23 protein-coding genes are annotated in these 19,725 nt (G+C 31.8%); 18 read left to right on the top strand and 5 right to left on the bottom strand.

What is annotated here, in order from left to right; translation table 11 throughout:
- The first annotated feature begins 3 nt into the window (after nt 1–3).
- Complete coding sequence (locus DFQ07_RS08105) at nt 4–459, top strand: low molecular weight protein-tyrosine-phosphatase (RefSeq protein ID WP_133535791.1); 456 nt, start codon at nt 4–6, stop codon at nt 457–459.
- Complete coding sequence (locus DFQ07_RS08100) at nt 459–1,163, top strand: SAM-dependent methyltransferase (RefSeq protein ID WP_133535790.1); 705 nt, start codon at nt 459–461, stop codon at nt 1,161–1,163. The genes DFQ07_RS08105 and DFQ07_RS08100 overlap by 1 nt, the downstream gene beginning before the upstream one ends.
- A gap of 46 nt (nt 1,164–1,209) precedes the next feature.
- Here the strand turns inward: DFQ07_RS08100 and DFQ07_RS08095 are convergent, their stop codons facing one another.
- The 4 genes from DFQ07_RS08095 to dapF form a co-directional block, all read right to left on the bottom strand.
- Nucleotides 1,210–1,773, bottom strand: a complete 564-nt coding sequence (locus DFQ07_RS08095; protein ID WP_394346859.1) for a peptidoglycan-binding protein LysM — start codon at nt 1,771–1,773, stop codon at nt 1,210–1,212.
- A gap of 222 nt (nt 1,774–1,995) precedes the next feature.
- Nucleotides 1,996–3,024, bottom strand: coding sequence for an endolytic transglycosylase MltG (gene mltG, locus DFQ07_RS08090; protein ID WP_133535788.1), 1,029 nt, complete (start codon nt 3,022–3,024; stop codon nt 1,996–1,998).
- On the bottom strand, nt 3,017–3,541 hold the full coding sequence (locus DFQ07_RS08085) for a GNAT family N-acetyltransferase (protein ID WP_133535787.1): 525 nt from the start codon (nt 3,539–3,541) through the stop codon (nt 3,017–3,019). The genes mltG and DFQ07_RS08085 overlap by 8 nt, the downstream gene beginning before the upstream one ends.
- On the bottom strand, nt 3,541–4,317 hold the full coding sequence (gene dapF, locus DFQ07_RS08080; protein WP_133535786.1) for a diaminopimelate epimerase: 777 nt from the start codon (nt 4,315–4,317) through the stop codon (nt 3,541–3,543). The genes DFQ07_RS08085 and dapF overlap by 1 nt, the downstream gene beginning before the upstream one ends.
- A gap of 136 nt (nt 4,318–4,453) precedes the next feature.
- Here dapF and DFQ07_RS08075 point away from each other — a divergent pair, with 136 nt between their 5' ends.
- From DFQ07_RS08075 to DFQ07_RS08040, 8 genes are all read left to right on the top strand, one after another.
- Nucleotides 4,454–5,836, top strand: coding sequence for a trypsin-like peptidase domain-containing protein (locus tag DFQ07_RS08075; RefSeq protein WP_133535785.1), 1,383 nt, complete (start codon nt 4,454–4,456; stop codon nt 5,834–5,836).
- Nucleotides 5,837–5,973: 137 nt separating this feature from the next.
- On the top strand, nt 5,974–7,416 hold the full coding sequence (locus DFQ07_RS08070; protein ID WP_133535784.1) for a glyceraldehyde-3-phosphate dehydrogenase: 1,443 nt from the start codon (nt 5,974–5,976) through the stop codon (nt 7,414–7,416).
- 120 nt (nt 7,417–7,536) lie between these two features.
- Nucleotides 7,537–8,100 carry a hypothetical protein gene (locus tag DFQ07_RS08065; RefSeq protein ID WP_133535783.1) on the top strand — a complete coding sequence of 188 codons (564 nt, stop codon included), beginning with the start codon at nt 7,537–7,539 and terminating at the stop codon, nt 8,098–8,100.
- A 5-nt stretch (nt 8,101–8,105) separates the two neighbouring features.
- The gene (gene ligA, locus DFQ07_RS08060) at nt 8,106–10,100 is read left to right on the top strand and encodes an NAD-dependent DNA ligase LigA (RefSeq protein ID WP_133535782.1); all 1,995 of its coding nucleotides are present in this window, start codon (nt 8,106–8,108) and stop codon (nt 10,098–10,100) included.
- A gap of 65 nt (nt 10,101–10,165) precedes the next feature.
- Nucleotides 10,166–10,822 (top strand): lysoplasmalogenase, encoded by a 657-nt coding sequence (locus DFQ07_RS08055; RefSeq protein ID WP_133535781.1) that lies wholly within the window; start codon nt 10,166–10,168, stop codon nt 10,820–10,822.
- Between the two features lie 5 nt (nt 10,823–10,827).
- Complete coding sequence (locus tag DFQ07_RS08050) at nt 10,828–11,508, top strand: helix-turn-helix transcriptional regulator (RefSeq protein WP_133535780.1); 681 nt, start codon at nt 10,828–10,830, stop codon at nt 11,506–11,508.
- A 76-nt stretch (nt 11,509–11,584) separates the two neighbouring features.
- A complete protein-coding gene (locus tag DFQ07_RS08045; protein ID WP_133535779.1) occupies nt 11,585–12,217 on the top strand; it encodes a hypothetical protein in 633 nt (210 codons plus the stop codon).
- Between the two features lie 22 nt (nt 12,218–12,239).
- The gene (locus tag DFQ07_RS08040) at nt 12,240–12,698 is read left to right on the top strand and encodes a GyrI-like domain-containing protein (protein WP_166627754.1); all 459 of its coding nucleotides are present in this window, start codon (nt 12,240–12,242) and stop codon (nt 12,696–12,698) included.
- A gap of 39 nt (nt 12,699–12,737) precedes the next feature.
- On the opposite strand, the gene DFQ07_RS08035 is transcribed toward DFQ07_RS08040, so the two are convergent.
- Complete coding sequence (locus DFQ07_RS08035) at nt 12,738–13,127, bottom strand: DoxX family membrane protein (protein WP_133535778.1); 390 nt, start codon at nt 13,125–13,127, stop codon at nt 12,738–12,740.
- A gap of 75 nt (nt 13,128–13,202) precedes the next feature.
- Here DFQ07_RS08035 and DFQ07_RS08030 point away from each other — a divergent pair, with 75 nt between their 5' ends.
- From DFQ07_RS08030 to porD, 8 genes are all read left to right on the top strand, one after another.
- Nucleotides 13,203–14,276, top strand: a complete 1,074-nt coding sequence (locus DFQ07_RS08030; RefSeq protein ID WP_133535777.1) for an esterase-like activity of phytase family protein — start codon at nt 13,203–13,205, stop codon at nt 14,274–14,276.
- Between the two features lie 28 nt (nt 14,277–14,304).
- Nucleotides 14,305–14,817 (top strand): DUF6913 domain-containing protein, encoded by a 513-nt coding sequence (locus DFQ07_RS08025; RefSeq protein WP_133535776.1) that lies wholly within the window; start codon nt 14,305–14,307, stop codon nt 14,815–14,817.
- Nucleotides 14,817–15,692 carry a 4-hydroxy-tetrahydrodipicolinate synthase gene (dapA, locus tag DFQ07_RS08020; protein ID WP_133535775.1) on the top strand — a complete coding sequence of 292 codons (876 nt, stop codon included), beginning with the start codon at nt 14,817–14,819 and terminating at the stop codon, nt 15,690–15,692. Before DFQ07_RS08025 ends, dapA begins: the two co-directional genes overlap by 1 nt.
- Before the next feature lie 100 nt (nt 15,693–15,792).
- Nucleotides 15,793–16,305, top strand: coding sequence for a ferritin (locus DFQ07_RS08015; RefSeq protein ID WP_133535774.1), 513 nt, complete (start codon nt 15,793–15,795; stop codon nt 16,303–16,305).
- Nucleotides 16,306–16,438: 133 nt separating this feature from the next.
- Entirely contained in the window at nt 16,439–17,251 is an 813-nt protein-coding gene (locus DFQ07_RS08010; RefSeq protein WP_243743949.1) for an outer membrane protein assembly factor BamD, read from the top strand.
- 3 nt (nt 17,252–17,254) lie between these two features.
- On the top strand, nt 17,255–17,575 hold the full coding sequence (locus DFQ07_RS08005) for a DNA-directed RNA polymerase subunit omega (RefSeq protein ID WP_133535772.1): 321 nt from the start codon (nt 17,255–17,257) through the stop codon (nt 17,573–17,575).
- Nucleotide 17,576: 1 nt separating this feature from the next.
- The gene (gene coaBC / locus DFQ07_RS08000; protein ID WP_133535771.1) at nt 17,577–18,788 is read left to right on the top strand and encodes a bifunctional phosphopantothenoylcysteine decarboxylase/phosphopantothenate--cysteine ligase CoaBC; all 1,212 of its coding nucleotides are present in this window, start codon (nt 17,577–17,579) and stop codon (nt 18,786–18,788) included.
- The gene (gene porD, locus DFQ07_RS07995; protein WP_133535770.1) at nt 18,781–19,671 is read left to right on the top strand and encodes a type IX secretion system protein PorD; all 891 of its coding nucleotides are present in this window, start codon (nt 18,781–18,783) and stop codon (nt 19,669–19,671) included. The genes coaBC and porD overlap by 8 nt, the downstream gene beginning before the upstream one ends.
- Nucleotides 19,672–19,725: the final 54 nt, after the last annotated feature.

Here is a 19,725-nt window from a genome sequence, read left to right as displayed (position 1 = left end):
TGTATGAAAAAAATATTGATGGTATGCTTAGGTAATATTTGCCGTTCACCATTAGCTGAGGGGATTTTACAATCAAAATTATCATTAGAAAAATTTAAAATTGATTCAGCGGGTACAGCTGGTTATCATGTGGGTGAATTGCCTGATAAGCGTTCAATTGAAGTAGCAAAAAAATACGGAATTGATATTACAAATCAACGTTCAAGAAAATTTACGAAAAAAGATTTTGATGAGTTTGACATGATTTTTGCTATGGATAGAAGTAATTATGATGATATTGTGGCGATGTCTGATAATGTTACACAGCGCAAAAAAGTAAAAATGATTTTGAATGAATTGTATCCTGGTGAAGATATGGGGGTACCAGATCCGTATTATGGAGGAAATCAAGGTTTTGAAAATGTGTATCAAATGTTAGATGAAGTTTGTGAAATTATAGCTTCAAAAATTAGAAAATAATGAAAGGTAAATTATATTTAATTCCTACAACTTTAGGAGATACAGAGCCTTTAGAGGTGATGCCTTTATCAGTAAAAAAAGTAGTTGAACAACTAGATTATTTTATTGTTGAAAACGAGAAATCTGCCAGAAGATTTATTAAAAGAATCACGCCTACAAAATCGCAACCATCACTCGAGTTGATGTTGTTGGATAAATATTCAGATGATTTGGAAACAAAAAATTATTTGGATGTTTGTGAAAAAGGAAAGTCTGTTGGGTTGTTGTCTGAAGCAGGGGTTCCTGCAGTTGCAGATCCTGGAGCTAGCATAGTTAAATTAGCCCACCAAAAAGGAATTCAGGTAGTGCCTTTAGTAGGACCATCGTCTATTTTATTAGCTATTATGGCATCGGGAATGAACGGGCAAAGTTTTGCATTTAACGGATATTTACCTATTGATAGATCGGATAGAAAGAAAGCTATTAAGGAACTAGAGAAACTTTCAAAAGATAAAAATCAATCGCAAATTTTTATAGAAACTCCGTATCGAAATGAGAAAATGTTAGATGATTTACGTGCTATATTGTCTCCAGAGACTAGAGTTTGTGTTGCTTGCGATATAACATTACCAACAGAATATATTAAAACGTTAACGGTAAAAGAATGGAAAAACGCTAAGCCAGATTTGCATAAAAGACCAGCAATTTTTATCATTCATAAATAAAAAAAGCACCGAGTTATCGGTGCTTTACTTTTTTAATTGTTTCTTGTTATACGATTGGTTTCTTATTTGCTTTAATGTTTGAAACATCATAATTGGCAAATTTTTTAAGATACGATTGTATCGAAGTTCCAAAGGCATCATTAAATTTAATAGCTCCGTTTGAACGTAAAAACTTTTTTACGTTACCAGCTCCACCTAAATGAGCTGCAGCTAAAATGCCTGATTCGGTAATTTTAACTCCTCCAATAGTTTTACCAACACTTCTTTTAATATCTTTTCTTAAAATCCATTTGTTTAATTTACAATAAGCAACAAACGTGCGTTCTTGTAATTTTGGGTTTTTAAGGAAGTAATCGGTATTGTAAATTCGGAATCTTTTTAAGGTTTCTCTACCAAATTGGTATTTACCTAAATAACCAAGTTCGTTTACTACTCTGTAGTTACCTTGTGATTCTTTAAAAGCTAGCGCTTCTTTAAAACCAACAAAGTCTTTTTGCAAAAAGGGAATATTTACCTTTTCAATCTCGTGTGCTGGTACCGGTGTAGTAACAGCTTTTTCTTTTTTGTCATTTATGACGGTGAAACTAGTTAGTAATATAATCCCCCCAATGATTAATACTAAATTTCTGATAACTAATAACTTTCTGTTTAGCTAGGCAAAGATACGGTTATTTTTTATAAAACATTAAAAATCAATAAACTACAGGTGTTTACCTGTTGAAAAATTAGTGGTTTTTTGGTTTTTTTATTATTGTGTTAATAAAAAAAGTTGAATTTTATTAGCGATTATATAAAATTCAACTTCTTTTTATGAAAATAAAATTTTGTTAATTTATCTTCTTATTCCCTGCTGATGTATCCATTGTTGATACTTAGCAGCATTTCTATTGTGTTGTGCTAAAGAGTTAGCAAATTCATGAAAACCAATTTTATCTACGCTAGCACACATATAATAATAATTATGTTTTTGACGATTTAATACAGCGTCAATAGATGAAATATCTGGCATTGCAATTAAAGTAGGAGGTAACCCTGTGTTTTTATAAGTGTTATAAGGAGAATTGATTTCTAAATCTTTGTTTAGAACTCTTTTTACAACAAAATCTTGACCGTTTATTTCTCTGATAGCATATATAATTGTGGGATCAGCTTGTAAAGGCCAATTATCTTTTAATCTGTTTAGATATAGTCCGGCAACAATTGGACGCTCTACTTTTTTAGCAGTTTCTTTTTGAACGATTGAAGCCAACGTGATTACTTCTTCTTTGGTAAGATTAAGTTGTTTGGCTTTTTCTAGTCTTGAAGGAGTCCAAAAGCGATTGTATTCGCGTAACATTTTATCGCGAAACTTTTCAGCTGAAGTATTCCAGTAAAATTCATAACTATTTGGAATATACATTCCTAAAGCAGATTTTTCAGAAAAGTTATTGGTTGCTAAAAAAGAAGGTTCTTTCATCGCTTGTAAGAGAGTAATTGAATCTGCTTCAATTTGTTCAGCGATTCTTCCTGCCAATTTTTCTAAAGTGTCCTGGTTGTTAAATGATAATTTAATAGGAGTTTGATTTCCGCTTCTTAAAAGATTGATAACATCGTTCATGCTCATTCCTTCTTTTAAAGTGTATTTACCTCCTTTAGGTTGGGTAAACTTTTTCTTTTCTGCCAACCAAACAAAATTTTCAGGATGTTTAACAAATTCAGTGAGTTGTTTTTTTACATCTATAAATGTAGCATTAGAACCTATGTAAATAGCTCCGTCTTTTTGTACTGCTTTTCCAAATATTTTCTGATAGTAGTTAAACCCAATAATTCCGCCAATTAAAAAAATAGCAACTATGCTACCTAAAAGTATCTTCTTATTCATTTATTAATTGAAATAAAATTTCGTTTTTATATGTTCCGTTGTGGTATGTCCAATCTTTTTTTACACCAATTTTCATGAAATTATGTTTTTGAAAAAGGTGTATACTCTGAATGTTATCATCAGTAATATTAGCATATAGTTGATGTAACTGTAAATGAGTGAAACAAAACTTAGTTAATAATTGCAAAGCTTCAGAAGCAAAACCATTTTGTTGAAAATCAGGATGTACTAAAATTCCAATTCCAGCTCTTCTATGCTGAGGATTAAAATCAAATAAATCAATCATTCCAATAGGTTTATTGGTGGCTTTTTCTTCTATAATTAACCTTAATTGTTTAGCCTCATAAATATCTAAATGAGCATTTTCTAAATATTGTTTTAATAAATATTTAGAAAAAGGAGTCTGTGTATGACTAACTTCCCAAAAGAGTTCGTTGTTTTCAATTTGAAACAAAAACTCTAAATCTTCAGGCTCCAAAGCTCTTAAATTGATATATGTTCCTGTTAACGTATGCACTAAAAATTTATTTTTCCTTTAAATACAAATGTAGCAGGTCCTTTTAAAAAAACATTAGTGTAATTACCGTTTTGTTCTTCAAAAGAAACTTCTAGTTCTCCACCTTCTACAGGTAAATTAATTGATGTACTGTTTGCTTTTTGAGTTGCATGCATGGCAATAGCAACAGCAGTAACTCCTGTACCACAAGCTAAAGTTTCATCTTCAACACCACGTTCGTAGGTACGAACCTTAAAGGTGTTATGGTTTATTCGTTCTACAAAATTAACATTACTTCCCTCTGTACCATAAATTTCATTTCTGATTCTTCTTCCGTTAGAAAACACATCATACTCAGTAAGATTTTTAACAAGTTGTACATGATGTGGTGATCCTGTGTTGGTGAAAACGTAATTGTCAGTAATTTTTACCTCGTTAACATCAATCATTTGTAGCGATACGATGTTATTAGAAATAGAAGCATGATGAAGTCCATCAATGGCAACAAAAGTTGTATTTGTTTTGAAAAGTCCTAATTTATGAGCAAAAGCGACAATACAACGTCCACCATTACCACACATGGTACTTTCATTACCGTCAGAGTTGTAGTACACCATTTTAAAATCGGTGTTTGTGTCTTCTTCAAGTAAAATTAAACCGTCAGCACCTATACCAAAATGTCTGTCACATAATTTTGCAATTATGTCAGTATTGTTTTTTGGAAAGGTTTTTGAACGATTATCTACCATGATAAAATCGTTTCCAGTTCCTTGGTATTTGTAAAAGTCTAATTCCATAATAATGGACAAAGATACATATTTTATCAAGGAAAGAAGACTGTTAAATAGCGGTTAAAAACCGTTAAATAGAAGTTAAACACATTTGTCTGAAATGTTAAAATAGTATATTTGAAGTATAAAATTTTGTAAGCATATGAAGAAAATATTTAGAACTTTAGGGATTGCGTTTTTAGGAGGCGCAATAGCACTTGCAGGATACAAAACATTATTAGAGAGACCGCAAGTGATTGTTGAAAAAGCGGTAGAACCAACAATGCAAACCGTAAAGGCGAGTTATACGCCAACAGTTATAAATTCAACATCAACTCCAACAGATTTTACTGAAGCAGCTGATAAAACGGTACATGCAGTAGTGCATGTTAAAAATACATCTATACGAACACAACAAAATCCATTGGCAGAATTGTTTTATGGAAGTGGGAGTGGTACAAGGAAATATGAGCAAGTAGGAACAGGAAGTGGAGTTATTATCTCTCCTGATGGATATATTGTAACTAATAATCACGTAATTGAAGGTGCAAGTGATTTAGAAGTTACTCTAAACAATCAAAAAAAATTAAAAGCGACGTTAATAGGAGCTGATAAAAGCAATGATATTGCATTGTTAAAAGTAGAAGCTGATTTTGAGTTGCCAAATTTACCTTTTGGGAATTCAGATAATATTAAAGTAGGAGAGTGGGTGTTAGCAGTAGGAAATCCGTATAACTTAACATCTACAGTTACAGCGGGTATAGTAAGTGCTAAAGGACGAGACTTAGATGGTAATACTAATATTGACTCTTTTATTCAAACAGATGCTGCTGTTAACCCAGGTAATAGCGGTGGTGCTTTGGTGAATACAAGAGGAGAATTAATTGGGATTAATACAGCTATCTCATCAAGAACAGGGTCGTTTATAGGCTACTCTTTTGCGGTGCCTTCAAATATTGCTAAAAAAGTAGTAGATGACTTATTAGAGTTTGGAGCTGTTCAGGAAGCTATTTTGGGAATTGGAGTTGATAGTAGCGTAAAGGATTTAGAGGGTGTTAAAATAGGTTCTATTGATGAAAATAGTGACGCTGTTAAAGCGGGCTTAAAAGAAGGAGATATCATTACTCAAGTAAATGACGTAAAAATTTCTAAGTTTTCAGATTTAAAAGGGCAGTTAACAGCAAAAAGACCTGGTGAGTATGTGAATGTTACTGTAAATAGAGATGGGGAAGATTTAGTTAAGACTGTTAAATTAAGTAAGAAAAGTACATTTACTTCTTTTTCTTTTGGGGTACAATTAAAAGATTTATCAAAAAAGGAAAGAAAGAAGTTAGGTATAACAGGTGGGGCTAAAATAGTAGCAACAAATAATGAAGGGTTTAGATATTTTAAAGTAGGACCAGGGTATATTGTATCAAAAATAAATGGAAAACCGGTAGCTAATGCTTCTGAGGCAGCTTCACTTTTTGATAGTTATAATGGTTCGCAACGAATGTATTTAGAACTAATTAGTCCAGAAGGACAAGTAGAAAAATATAAGTATTAACAAGTGTAGTAATGCAAATGTTTAAAGTCTCGTTAAAATTAATTTTAACGAGACTTTTTCTTTAATAAAACCAATATAAAATCGAGAAGAAATACCTATTTTTGCACAAATTTTTTAATTTTAGTTAACACACAACTATGTCAACAATAACAAATTACGAAAAAGAAGTAGTAAATCAAGCGCAAGTTAGAAGAGCTACTGTTGAGTTTATTAACATCGTTAACGATTTATGGTATGATAAATCTATCGAGTTAGTATTATTTAGAAACCAATTAGTAGACAAAAGAGCTAGTGAGGTTTTAAACTTAATTAACTATGCAAAAGAGTTTGTAGCAAAGCCAATTTCTATTGATGATGCTTTAGAAATTGCAAAGGCAATTCAATTAATCGATTTACCACCATCAAAATTAGATATAGGTAAATTAGCTTACGAATATCATTTACAAGATGACGCTTCTGCAGATAAAGTAGCTTTTGTAAAAGAGCAATTAAAAGATGCTACAGAGGCAGAAGATATTAAACCAAAAGATGTAGTATTATATGGTTTTGGACGTATTGGTCGTTTATTAGCTCGTGAGTTGAGTAGTAAAATGGGTAAAGGTTCTCAATTACGTTTAAGAGCTGTGGTTACTCGTGGTAATATTGACCAAACAGTATTAGAAAAAAGAGCTTCATTATTAAGCGTAGATTCTGTACACGGAGATTTCTTAGGAACTGTTCAAGTAGATGCTGATAACAATGCATTAATCATTAACGGAACTACAGTATATATGATCTCTGCTAATCAACCAGAAGATATCGATTATACTGAATACGGAATTAATGATGCATTAATTATAGATAACACTGGTGCTTTTAGAGATGAAGAAGCATTAAGTCGTCATTTAAAAGCTAAAGGAGCAAGCAAAGTATTATTAACTGCTCCAGGCGGTGGTGTACCAAACATTGTTCACGGTGTAAATCACGAAGAGAACAATCCTGATAACATTGATGTTTTCTCAGCGGCTTCTTGTACTACGAATGCTATTACACCAGTATTAAAAGTGCTAGAAGATAATTTCGGAATTAAAAAAGGACACTTAGAAACTATCCACGCATATACAAACGACCAAAACTTGGTTGATAACATGCACAAGAAATATCGTAGAGGTAGAGCAGCTGCTTTAAACATGGTAATTACTGAAACAGGAGCAGGAAAAGCAGTAGCAAAAGCGTTACCAGCATTAGCAGGTAAGTTAACATCAAGTGCTATTCGTGTACCAGTACCAAACGGATCGTTAGCAATCTTAAACTTACAATTAAACACTCCTGCTACAGTAGAGTCTGTAAATGCGATTATGAAAAAATATGCATTAGAAGGAGATTTAGTAGAGCAAATTCAGTACTCATTAAGTAATGAGTTAGTATCTTCTGATATCGTAGGAACAACAGCGCCATCTATTTTTGATAGTAAAGCTACTATCGCAGACGGAGACACTATTGTAATTTATGTATGGTATGATAATGAGTATGGATATTCTCACCAAGTAATGCGTTTAGCTAAACATATTGCTAAAGTGCGTCGTTATACTTATTATTAGGATTATATTTTTAATAAAACAAGAATAAGCCAGAGTTAATTAACTCTGGCTTTTTTATTGTGAAATCTTATATAATAACTCATAAATCTTTTCCTTAAATTAGCATCAAAATTTTACTTGATGAAGGCAGTATTTACACCAATGTTGTTTTTGTTTGCTGCAATTACAACAAACTCACAAACTAAATTACCTTACTACGAAATACCTAAAGAAGCTGAAGAGTTTACGGCTGGTTCTGTAATTAGTAGAATGATTGATGGTTTAGGGTTTCGTTATTATTGGTCCACAGAAGGGTTAACTGAAAAGGATTTGCAATATAAGCCAAGTGCAGAAGCAAAAACTGCAGAGGAAACAATAGATCATATTTTAAGTTTATCACAGGTAATTGAAAATGCTGCTTTGAAAGTTCCTTATAAAGAGCCAAAATCAGGAATGACCTTTAAGGAAAAGAGAAAAATAACTTTAGAAAACTTAAAGTTAGCTAGTGATATTTTTAGAAAAAGTGAGGATGTATCACAGCACAAAATCATTTTTGGAGAAAAAGAGCATCCGTTATGGAATGCTATTAACGGACCCATTGCAGATGCTATTTGGCATGCAGGTCAATTGGCATCTTTTAGACGTGCTTCAGGAAATCCAATCAATTCAAAAATTAATCATTTTACAAGTACCGTTAGAAAGTAGTTTAGATGACAGTTCAGGAGAAGATACAACAATTAAGAGAAGAGTTACATAAACATAATCATAGTTATTACGTGTTGGATTCACCAACCATTTCTGATTATGAGTTTGATATAAAATTAAAAGAGCTTCAGCAGTTAGAAGATGAAAATCCAGAATTTTTCGATCCAAATTCACCAACGCAACGAGTAGGAGGAGAAGTAACGAAGAATTTTGAAACTGTTACCCATAAACATAGAATGTATTCTTTGGATAATTCCTATTCAAAAGAAGATTTATTGGATTGGGAAAAACGTATCCAAAAGATTCTTGGAACAGATCAAATAGAATATACATGCGAGTTGAAATACGATGGAGCTTCTATCAATCTTACTTATGAAAAGGGGCAGTTTGTACAAGCGGTGACACGTGGAGATGGTTTTCAAGGAGATAATGTAACAACCAATATTCGTACAATAAAGTCTATCCCATTATTACCGAATAGCGACTTTGTTGCCGATTTTGAAATGCGAGGAGAAATCATTTTACCGCTTGAAGGGTTTCGTAAAATGAACGAAGAACGAATTGCTAATGATGAAGAACCGTATCGAAATCCGCGTAATACAGCTAGTGGAAGTTTAAAATTACAAGATAGCGCAGAAGTTGCAAAACGTCCGTTAGATTGTTTGTTGTATCAGTTGGTAACCAGAGAGCGTAAATATGCTTCACATTTTGAAAGTTTAGAAGCAGCTAGAAAAGTAGGATTTAAAATTCCTGATACAATTGTTTTAGCTAAGTCGATAGAAGAAGTACTAGACTTTGTAAAAAAGTGGGATGTTAAACGTCATACATTACCTTATGAAACTGATGGAGTTGTGGTAAAGGTAAATTCATTTCAACAACAAGATGAATTAGGATATACATCAAAAGCACCTCGTTGGGCAATTGCTTATAAGTTTAAGGCGGAACAGGTTTCTACAGTGTTAAATGAAATTACGTACCAAGTAGGTCGTACAGGAGCAATAACGCCAGTTGCAAATTTAGAGCCTGTGCAGTTGGCAGGAACGATTGTGAAAAGAGCATCATTACACAACGCAGATCAAATCGAAAAGTTAGATGTGCGAGTAGGAGATACCGTTTTTGTAGAAAAAGGAGGAGAAATTATTCCGAAGATTGTGGGTGTTGATTTAATAAAACGACCAGAAGATTCTGTTCCGACTCAATACGCAATCCACTGCCCTGAATGTCATACTGAATTGGTAAGAACAGAAGGAGATGCAAAACATTATTGTCCGAACGAATTTGGGTGTGCGCCACAAATTACAGGAAGAATCAAGCATTTTATTAGTAGAAAAGCCATGGATATTGATGGTTTGGGAGGAGAGACGGTTGATTTACTACGTAAAGAAGGATTGATAAAAAACTACGCGGATTTATATGACTTAACGGTAGAACAAGTTATTCCGTTAGAACGAATGGCTGAAAAATCTGCACAAAATATGATTGAAGGAATTGAAAAATCAAAAGAAATTCCGTTTGAAAAAGTGTTGTTTGCACTAGGAATCCGTTTTGTAGGTGAAACTGTAGCTAAAAAGTTAGCAAAACACTTTAAGTCGATAGATAATTTAATGAATGCTGATTTCGAAACACTAATTTCGGTTGATGAAATTGGTGATAGAATAGCACAAAGTATTATTGATTTTTCGAATGATTTAGGGAATATAGAATTAGTAAATCGATTAAAATCATACGGAGTTCAACTAGAAGTTTCTGCTGAAAGTTTAGAAGGACAGACTGATAAGTTAGCAGGGAAAGTCTTTGTAGTTTCAGGAGTTTTTCATCAAATGAGTAGAAACGAACTCAAAAAAGCGATTGAAGACAACGGAGGAAAAGTGTCGAGTTCAATTTCTAAAAAAACAACTTATATTGTTGCAGGTGATAATATGGGACCAAGTAAACTTACAAAAGCTGAAAGTTTAGGGATTCCAATTATTTCTGAACAAGATTTTATAGATATGATTTAATGTTGTAACATTAATGTGTTGAAATAGTCTAAAAAAGAAGTGAAAGAGTAAAATTAACTATTATAATGACCAAACAAACTAAAATAACCTTAGCTTCCATTGTGTTTTTATTGGTTGCTATTGCCGATGTGTATGCAGTAATTACACAAAATAAAACAATCGAAATGATCTTTAAGCCATTGCTAATGACAACGCTAGCAATAGTATATTTAGTATCGGTAAAAAGGCCTAGTTTTTGGTTGTTGTCAGCTCTGTTTTTTTCGTTCTGGGGAGATGTGTTTCTGTTAGATAAAACCAATTTCTTTGTGTTTGGTTTAGCATCCTTTTTAGTAGCTCATGTTGTCTATATTAAAATTACAACCGATTTATTGTTTAAAGATTTAACAGTTAAAATGATAACTTCAGCCATGCCTTTTGTGTTATTATTTGTGGTATTGTTAGGATTAATTTACGCTAACTTAGGTGATATGTTATTACCAGTAATTGTTTATGGTATAACTATTTCAACTTTTGGAACTGCCGCATTGTTGAACTATCGCCAACAAAAAACAACAGCAAATTCATGGTTGTTATTAGGAGCAGTGTTGTTTATAACTTCTGACAGTTTAATAGCGTTAAATAATTTTTACACACCAAAGCGATTGTTTGATATTGCTATTATAGTGTTATATATCGTTTCTCAATACTTAATTGTTAAGTCTATAATAGCTAAGGATAACTAGTTTTTATGGAAAAACCGAGGTTAACGAGGTTAACTCAAATTGTAACTTTATTACAATCAAAAAGGCTACTAACAGCTAGAGAGTTGGCAGATAAGTTTCAAGTAAGTTTACGGACAATTTATAGGGATATTAGAACACTTGAGGATTCTGGAATTCCAGTAATTACTGAAGAAGGAAAAGGGTGTTTTTTACAAGAAGGATATCAATTGCCCCCTATTATGTTTTCTGAAGAGGAAGCCAATGCGCTGATAACAGCAGAACAATTGATATTACAAAACAAGGATACTTCTTTTGTTGAAAATTATATAGCAGCGATAGTTAAAATTAAAGCAGTTTTAAGAGATTCTCAAAAAGACAAAGCTAATTTACTCTCTCAAAGAATTATTTTTAGAGCAAATATAAATAATGAACAATCGAGTAGTTACCTTATTCAAATTCAATCAGCAATTACAAACTATCATTTACTAGAATTAGATTATTTATCGCTTGAAAATAACTTTACAAAGAGAACAGTAGAGCCTTTTGCGCTATATAGTACTAATGAAAACTGGTTGTTAATAGCATACTGTCGATTAAGAAATGAATTTAGAGCCTTTAGGTTAGATTGTATACAAAGTTTAATAACCACTTATATCACTTTTAAACCTCATAATATGACCTTAGCGGAGTTTTTTGAGTCTTGTTAAAAAGATTTAAACAACCCTTGACATAAGGTTGACACTACCTGTTTTTATTATTGCATCATTAATAAAAACTTAATAAATGATAAGGCTAAACAATAGTAAAGCAGCGATGATGGAATTTACATCATTTGAAGTGAAAGAAGGTACAACCCCTAATCAATTAATTGAAGCTGTATTGAATTTTGAATCAAATTTCTTACAACAACAAAGCGGAATCATATTCCATTGTTTAGTTAGAAATATGGAAGGAAAGTTTGCTAATGTTCTTTTTGCTGAAGACAAAGAATCTTTAAAGCAACTTGAAAAATCGGCAGAGGGTAATCAATCGGTAAAACTTTTTTTTGATATGGTTGAACCCAGTAATGTACAAGTACACTACAATACAATTAATAAAGAAAATTTTGAAGTACCTGAGAGTTTTTCATGTGTAGAGTATGGTGTTTTTAAATTAAAAGAAAAAGACAGTTTAGATTCTTTGTTGTTAGTTTCACAAACGATAGAAAAGGATTATTTGCATAATTTTAAAAATACAAAAGAACATTTTATAGGAACATTACCTGATAAAGTTTACACAGAGGTTGTTCTCGGAGAAACTTTGGGGCAAACAAAACAAATTTGTACTGGATATTTAGAGAATCAGTTTTGTAAAACATTTTTAGAAATGATAGATGAATCTACAATGCAACTTGATTTTTGGTACTTAATAGCTTAATCTTAGAAAAAGAAATATTATAATGATTGCAAAACAAAGAGAACCATTTTATGTTGTCGGAATTTCAGTAAGGACTACTAATGAAGATCAAAAAGCTATGGAAGATATACCTGCTTTATGGCAGCGGTTTATGTCAGAAAATATAGCCAAACAAATTCCGAATAAATCTTCTGATGAAATTTACGCTGTTTATACAGATTATGAGTCAGACTATACTAAACCGTATACTACAATTATAGGTTGTAGAGTGGATGAAATAACTAATATTCCAGAAGGAATGATTAGCAAGAAAATTGAAGCTCCAAGCTATGAAAAACATGTAGCAAAAGGAAATTTGACTGAAGGTGTTGTGTATAACAAATGGATAGAGATATGGAATGAAGATATTAACAGAGCTTACACTTCCGATTTTGAAGTTTATGGATCGAAAGCAGCAGATCCAACAAATGCTGAAATAGAAATTTTTATAGGAGTAAATTAATAAAAGGGCGGTTTTAAACTGCCCTTTTATGTTTTAGAACTATAATTTACTTCCAATAATAGGAATATCTTTTTTATTAAAAATTAATAAAATCAGCCCAGAAACAAAAGTTATAATAGCGCTTATAAATAAGGCGCCACCGTCGTTGTTATGTTCTATACCTATAATAGTTAAATGACTCATAACTGCTCCTCCCATAAGCCCTATAGTTAAGAAAGCACCTAGCCATGTTTTATTTGGAATGAATAACAAAATAGAAGCAATAAGTTCTAAGATACCTGTCCCTAATCGCATATACGCTTCATTACTTCCTGTTATTTTAGTAAACAGATCAATACTTTCTTGTGCTCCTGTGAATTTAAAAAATAGAGTTTGAAGCATAATAATAGCTGCAATCAACTTCAATATAAAAGGTATGTATTTTTTCATGTTTAATGGAGTTTGTTGTATTAGACGAGGCAATTTTTAATGCTTACATAAACTAAAAACAATATTTTTGTAAGTATGAAAAAAATAGCACTTGCTTTATCGATTGTAGGTTTGGTAGCTTGTAAGAAACAAGCCATTTCACTTAAGTTTTTAAATGAATATATAGTTAAAGATTCATTGCAAATTGACAGTACAGTTATTGGAGGAATTTCTGGAATTGATTATTACAATAATAGTTATTATATGGTGATAGATGATGCTGCCAATCCTAGGATTTTAGTGGCAGATATAACCATTCAAAAAGATTCTATCAAGTCGATAGAATTTAATAAGTTAATACAGTTAGATACGGCTAGTCAGTTTTCTAAAAACCATGTATTAGATTTAGAGTCTATTTTTGTGGATAAAGGTTTGATTAATTTAACTAGTGAAGGATCTATTCGATATAAAAAAGACCCGAGTATTTTTCAAGTAGATTTTAATGGAGAATTCAAAAGTGAAATGACCATACCTAGTTATTTCAAAGCTACTTCGGAAGCAAAACCAAAACATAATGGTGTTTTTGAAGGGTCTTCAAAAGGTATAGACGGAAAAGGTTTTTGGGTTGCTATGGAAGCACCTTTGGAAGCAGACGGTGAAGAACCAACATTTCATGAAACACAATCTCCTATTAGGATTACTTATTTTGATAATGAGTCAAAAGAAGCAACTAAACAATTTGCTTATCAATTAGAAAAAATAGACAAACCAGCCAAAGGAAATGTAAACTTGAATGGAGTAACGGCTATTTTAGAATACGAGAAAGACCACTTTTTTGTCATTGAAAGAGCGTATCAGAGTGGTTATGGAAGTTATGGTAATGTGGTTAGGATTTTCAAAGCAACTATAGATGATACTTCAACAAATATCTTGGAGATACAATCCTTAAAAAATGAAAAATATATTTCGTTAAAGAAGGAATTGCTGTTAGATTTTAGTGCAATTCAAAGTCAATTAACAAATAAAATTATCGATAATATAGAAGCGATTACTTTAGGACCAAAGTTATCGAACGGAAACAGATCGTTAATTGTAGCTTCAGATGATAATTTTCAAGTATACGGCAAGCAATTGAATCAATTTTTATTGATTGAAATTGAAGAGAAATAAATAAATTAGCTATCCCTAATTTTCATAAATGATAAGTACATTAAAAAGTAAGTCCATTCAAAAGGAATACGATAAGCTAATAGCTAAACAAAGTGATAAAAAACATAAAACAACCAAGGTGAAAAAGGTTGCAATATTGTTAGATAATGAGGCTTTGGTAAATGTTGTATTGGCGAATTTAGCAAACAATTTTCCATTGAAAAAAGAAGAGGTAACAGTTTTAGTTTATAGAGAATATTCTAAAAAAGATGAACCATCACCACAATTTTTTACCGATAAAGATTTTGGATTTAAAGCGAGTTTAAAATCCGACAATTTGAAAAATTTCGTTAAAAATGAATACGACCTACTTATAAATTATACAAAAACATCAAATTTGCTAACGAATATGGTAACTTTGTTATCGCAAGCAGATTTCAAAGCAGGTTTTGCTGAAATTGATGATAGATTATACGATATTGTTGTATCTGATGTTAATTTTAACGAAGCGGTTTTAAATCAAGAATTAAAAAAATACCTAACGATTTTAAATAAAATATAATGCAAAAGTTTGTAGGAACAGGAGTGGCTTTAGTAACTCCTTTCAACGAAGATTTAAGTGTAGATTTCGATGCACTTAGAAAGTTAGTAAACTATAATATTGAAAACGGCACAAACTATTTAGTAATAAATGGAACTACTGGAGAAAGTGCAACGATCACCAAAGAAGAAAAGCTTGAAATAATAAAGGTGGTTGCAGAAGAGAATAAAGGGCGTTTACCTTTAGTACTTGGAGTTGGAGGAAATAATACACAAGTTGTTATTGATGAGCTTACTTCGTTAGATTTAAATGATATTGATGCAATTTTATCTGTAGCTCCATATTATAGCAAACCAACTCAAGAAGGTTTTTATCAGCATTATAAAGCAATTTCATTAGCAAGTCCAAAGCCAATTATTTTATACAATGTTCCAGGAAGAACAGCTAAGAATATGGAGCCTGCGACTACTTTACGATTAGCTAGAGATTTCGAAAATATTATTGCAGTTAAAGAAGCAGGAAATAATCAACAACAGTACTATGAGTTGTTAAAAGATAAATCAGAAGACTTTTTAGTAATTTCAGGTGATGATGATTTAGCATTAGGAGTAGTGCTAGCAGGTGGAGCAGGAGTGATTTCTGTAATAGGACAGGCATTGCCAAAAGAGTTTTCAAAAATGATTCAGTTAGGATTAGAAGGAAAAGCAAAAGAGGCTTATGATATACACTACAAGTTGATGGATGTTGTAAATTATATTTTTGAAGAAAATAATCCTGCAGGAATTAAAGCTGTATTGTTAAAGTTAGGTCTTTGTTTAGATGAGGTACGTTTGCCATTGGTAAAAGCATCAGAAGAATTACAAACCAAAATATCAGATTTTATAGATAATCTGTAATTTGTCTAAACAAAAATTAATAAGACTAAAGACTACAGTTTCGATATTGTAGTCTTTTTTTAGCATCTTTGTATAAGAATCAAATCAAAAGAAGAAAAATATGTTATCAAAAGTAATAGAACAGGCATTAAATGAGCAAATAAAAGTTGAAGCAGAGTCGTCACAAATATATTTATCGATGGCATGTTGGGCAGAAATACAAGGATTTGAAGGTGTTGCGCAGTTTATGTATGCACATTCAGATGAGGAGCGAATGCATATGTTAAAATTGGTAAAATTTGTAAATGAACGAGGAGGTCATGCACGTATTTCAGATTTATCGGCACCTCCAACAAAATTTGGTTCATTTAAAGATATGTTTCAAGCATTGTTTGATCATGAAGTGATGGTTTCTAAATCAATCAATGACTTAGTACATATTACATTACAAGAACAAGATTATGCTACCCATAACTTTTTACAATGGTATGTGTCAGAGCAGATAGAAGAAGAAGCATTAGCGCGTAATATTTTAGATAAAATCAATTTAATTGGTGACGATAAAGGAGGCTTGTATTTGTTCGATAATGATGTAAAACAAATAGTGGCACAATCAGCAACAACTCCTCAGTAATAAGATTAACAAACATTTAGGGATTCTTTGAATATTTTATAACAGAATTTATAGTTTCTTGTGGTGCTTTATTCAGAGTAAAAAAACGTTTTAATAATCCATAATTAATCACTAATTTTGCCAGATGCAAAAAATGAAAAATCTAGCGTATATTGCTGTAATGCTTTTAGTATTGTCTTCATGTGGAGAATACCAAAAAGTATTGAACAAAGGAACTGTTGAAGAACAATACAAGATGGCTGTGAAAATGTACGAAGCACAAAAGTACGGAAAAGCCTTACGTTTGTTTGAAAAGATAACTCCTTCGTATAGAGGGAAACCACAAATGGAACGTATTCAGTTTATGGTTTCACAGTCTAATTTTAATGAGAAGAATTACAGCTTAGCTGGATACTATTTTAATAGATTTGCAGGGAATTACCCGAAAAGTTCTAAAAGAGAAGAAGCCGTTTTTTTATCAGCGTTAAGTTATTACAAAGCAGCACCGAGCTTTAGTTTAGATCCAACAGATACCAATAAAGCTTTAGAAGCTTTTCAAAAGTTTATTGATAATTATCCAGATTCTGATAAGTTAGCTGAAGCTAATAAGTATCATGCAGAGTTAAGAGCAAAATTAGAAAAGAAGTCTTTTGAAATAGCAAAGACATATTATAGAACTGCAGAATATGATTCTAGAAATTACAAAGCAGCAATTGTTGCTTTTGATAATTTGTTAGAAGACTATTTAGGAACAAAGTATAAAGAAGAAGCTTTATATTATCGTTTAAAAGCAGCGCACGATTTTGCAATGAAGAGTACGCAACGAAGAAAAGCGGAAAGAATAAAGGAAGCAGTAAAAGCGTACGATAAATTGAAAAGAAATTTTCCAGAATCTAAATTCATGGAAGAATCAAATCAAATGCTAACAGCATTAAACAAGGAACAAGAGCAATTAGTTAAAAGTTAAAAAATGGATTATAAAGAAACGAAAGCGGCGTTAAGTACAATAACTTACAACAGAGAAGCTATCGAAGCTCCAACAGATAATATTTATGAAGCTATCTCAATCATAGCTAAGAGAGCTACGCAAATTAATTCTGATTTAAAAAAGGAATTAGTAGATAAGTTAGATGAGTTTGCTACTTATAATGATAGCTTAGAAGAAGTCTTTGAAAACAAAGAACAAATAGAAGTTTCTAAATTTTACGAGCGCTTACCAAAACCACATGCAATTGCAGTGGAAGAATGGTTAAACGATAAAGTATATTATAGAAATCCAGAGACAAAATAATATGTCTGTACTAAGCGGTAAAAAAGTTTTACTTGGTGTTACCGCAGGTATTGCGGCATACAAAACAGCGAACTTAGTTCGCCTATTTATAAAATCAGGCGCAGAAGTCAAGGTTATTATGACTCCTGCGTCTAAAGATTTTATAACACCTCTTACACTTTCTACACTTTCAAAAAATCCAGTTCATTCTACTTTTTATGATACCGAGGATGAAAATGAACTTTGGAACAATCATGTAGATTTAGGTTTGTGGGCAGATTTGATGATTATTGCTCCTGCTACAGCTAATACCTTGTCTAAAATGACCAAAGGTACTTGCGATAATCTATTATTGGCTACGTATTTATCAGCAAAATGTCCAGTATATTTTGCACCTGCGATGGATTTAGACATGTACCAGCATCCATCAACAAAAGCAAGTTTAGAAAGTTTACAAAGTTTTGGTAATATTTTAATACCAGCTACTTCGGGTGAATTAGCAAGTGGATTGGTTGGTGAAGGTCGTATGGCAGAACCAGAAGATATTGTTGACTTTATAGAAAAAGACATCCTATCTAAATTACCTCTTCGAGGAAAAAAAATATTGATTACTGCAGGGCCAACTTATGAAGCAATAGACCCAGTACGTTTTATCGGAAATCATTCTTCGGGTAAAATGGGATTCGAAATTGCTAAAACAGCAGCTAACTTAGGTGCTGAGGTGTTTTTAATTGCTGGTCCCTCACATCAACAAGCAAACCATTCTTTTATTCATAGAATAGATGTGAAATCAGCACAAGATATGTACGAAGCGTGTCATCAATATTATACTGATGTTGATGTAGCTGTATTATCAGCTGCGGTTGCGGATTATAGACCAAAAAATGTGGCAACCCAAAAAATAAAAAAGAAAGAAGCAGCGTTAAGTATTGAGTTAGAACCAACTAAAGATATCTTAAAATCTCTTGGAGAAATTAAGAAAAATCAGTTGTTAGTTGGATTTGCATTAGAAACGAACGATGAAATACAAAACGCAAAAAGTAAGCTTACACGCAAAAATTTAGATTTTATTGTATTAAATTCGTTACGTGATAAAGGTGCTGGTTTTGCAACCGACACTAATAAAATTACAATCATTGATGCTGATTTGAATGAGAAATCTTTCGATTTAAAGTCGAAAGCAGCAGTGTCAAAAGATATCGTTAACGAAATAATACAAAAATTAAATGCGTAAGTTTTTCTTTATAGTTTTTCTTTTTTCAGTTGTTTTATCTTCTCAATCTCAAGAGTTGAATGCTACTGTAGTTATCAATTCAGATAAAGTTCAGAGTAGTAATAAACAAGTATATCAAACCTTACAAAAAGCACTAACCGAGTTTATCAACGATAAACAATGGACAAACAGAAACTTCAAACAACAAGAACGTATTAATTGTGCTTTTAATATCATTATTGATGAGCAAAATGGGAGCAACTTTTCAGCAACGTTACAAGTACAGTCAACAAGGCCTGTGTACAATTCTACATATGCAACTCCTGTTTTAAATATTAACGACACAAATTTTAACTTTCGTTATAACGAATTTGATCCGTTAATTTACAATCCAACCACTTACGACTCTAATTTAATTTCTACGATTGCTTTTTATGTATATACTATTTTAGGGGTTGACGCAGATACCTTTGCATTAAAAGGTGGAGAAACTCATCTAAAGCAAGCTGAAAATATTATGTTATTAGCACAATCAAGTGGAGAATCTGGTTGGCAAAATCAAGTAGGAAAACAAAATCGTTTTGCTTTGATAGATAATTTATTATCATCAAAGTTTAGTACACTGCGTAGTATTTATTATAATTATCACCGCAACGGTTTTGATAAGTTTGCAGATGATAAAAGCTCAGCGAAAGAAGCTATTGAAAAAAGTGTGATTGATTTAGATAAGTTGCATAATATAACTATCGGTAATTATATGATTCGTGTTTTCTTGGATGCCAAAGGAGATGAAATCGTAAATGTTTTTTCTGATGGAATAGCTTCTAGAAATCAATCTCAAATGCTTACAGTTTTAAATAAAATTGCTCCAACTTATAAAGATAAGTGGAAGAATATTCAGTAAGATTGAATTCTAATCAATAGAATTGAAAAAGAATATATGTCCTTTATTTTAGGG

The organism is Tenacibaculum caenipelagi (genome assembly GCF_004363005.1).
Lineage (GTDB): Bacteria > Bacteroidota > Bacteroidia > Flavobacteriales > Flavobacteriaceae > Polaribacter > Polaribacter caenipelagi.
The sequence above is the reverse complement of the archived record's forward strand: the minus strand, read 5'-3'. Positions and strand labels throughout refer to the sequence as shown.

Bases quoted from the DNA above. Each gene is read 5' to 3' on its own strand.
- DFQ07_RS08105 (WP_133535791.1), top strand. From the start codon at position 4: ATGAAAAAAATATTGATGGTATGCTTAGGTAATATTTGCCGTTCACCA.
- DFQ07_RS08100 (WP_133535790.1), top strand. From the start codon at position 459: ATGAAAGGTAAATTATATTTAATTCCTACAACTTTAGGAGATACAGAG.
- mltG (WP_133535788.1), bottom strand. From the start codon at position 3,024: ATGAATAAGAAGATACTTTTAGGTAGCATAGTTGCTATTTTTTTAATT.
- dapF (WP_133535786.1), bottom strand. From the start codon at position 4,317: ATGGAATTAGACTTTTACAAATACCAAGGAACTGGAAACGATTTTATC.
- DFQ07_RS08075 (WP_133535785.1), top strand. From the start codon at position 4,454: ATGAAGAAAATATTTAGAACTTTAGGGATTGCGTTTTTAGGAGGCGCA.
- DFQ07_RS08070 (WP_133535784.1), top strand. From the start codon at position 5,974: ATGTCAACAATAACAAATTACGAAAAAGAAGTAGTAAATCAAGCGCAA.
- DFQ07_RS08065 (WP_133535783.1), top strand. From the start codon at position 7,537: ATGAAGGCAGTATTTACACCAATGTTGTTTTTGTTTGCTGCAATTACA.
- ligA (WP_133535782.1), top strand. From the start codon at position 8,106: ATGACAGTTCAGGAGAAGATACAACAATTAAGAGAAGAGTTACATAAA.
- DFQ07_RS08055 (WP_133535781.1), top strand. From the start codon at position 10,166: ATGACCAAACAAACTAAAATAACCTTAGCTTCCATTGTGTTTTTATTG.
- DFQ07_RS08050 (WP_133535780.1), top strand. From the start codon at position 10,828: ATGGAAAAACCGAGGTTAACGAGGTTAACTCAAATTGTAACTTTATTA.
- DFQ07_RS08045 (WP_133535779.1), top strand. From the start codon at position 11,585: ATGATAAGGCTAAACAATAGTAAAGCAGCGATGATGGAATTTACATCA.
- DFQ07_RS08040 (WP_166627754.1), top strand. From the start codon at position 12,240: ATGATTGCAAAACAAAGAGAACCATTTTATGTTGTCGGAATTTCAGTA.
- DFQ07_RS08035 (WP_133535778.1), bottom strand. From the start codon at position 13,127: ATGAAAAAATACATACCTTTTATATTGAAGTTGATTGCAGCTATTATT.
- DFQ07_RS08030 (WP_133535777.1), top strand. From the start codon at position 13,203: ATGAAAAAAATAGCACTTGCTTTATCGATTGTAGGTTTGGTAGCTTGT.
- DFQ07_RS08025 (WP_133535776.1), top strand. From the start codon at position 14,305: ATGATAAGTACATTAAAAAGTAAGTCCATTCAAAAGGAATACGATAAG.
- dapA (WP_133535775.1), top strand. From the start codon at position 14,817: ATGCAAAAGTTTGTAGGAACAGGAGTGGCTTTAGTAACTCCTTTCAAC.
- DFQ07_RS08015 (WP_133535774.1), top strand. From the start codon at position 15,793: ATGTTATCAAAAGTAATAGAACAGGCATTAAATGAGCAAATAAAAGTT.
- DFQ07_RS08010 (WP_243743949.1), top strand. From the start codon at position 16,439: ATGAAAAATCTAGCGTATATTGCTGTAATGCTTTTAGTATTGTCTTCA.
- DFQ07_RS08005 (WP_133535772.1), top strand. From the start codon at position 17,255: ATGGATTATAAAGAAACGAAAGCGGCGTTAAGTACAATAACTTACAAC.
- coaBC (WP_133535771.1), top strand. From the start codon at position 17,577: ATGTCTGTACTAAGCGGTAAAAAAGTTTTACTTGGTGTTACCGCAGGT.
- porD (WP_133535770.1), top strand. From the start codon at position 18,781: ATGCGTAAGTTTTTCTTTATAGTTTTTCTTTTTTCAGTTGTTTTATCT.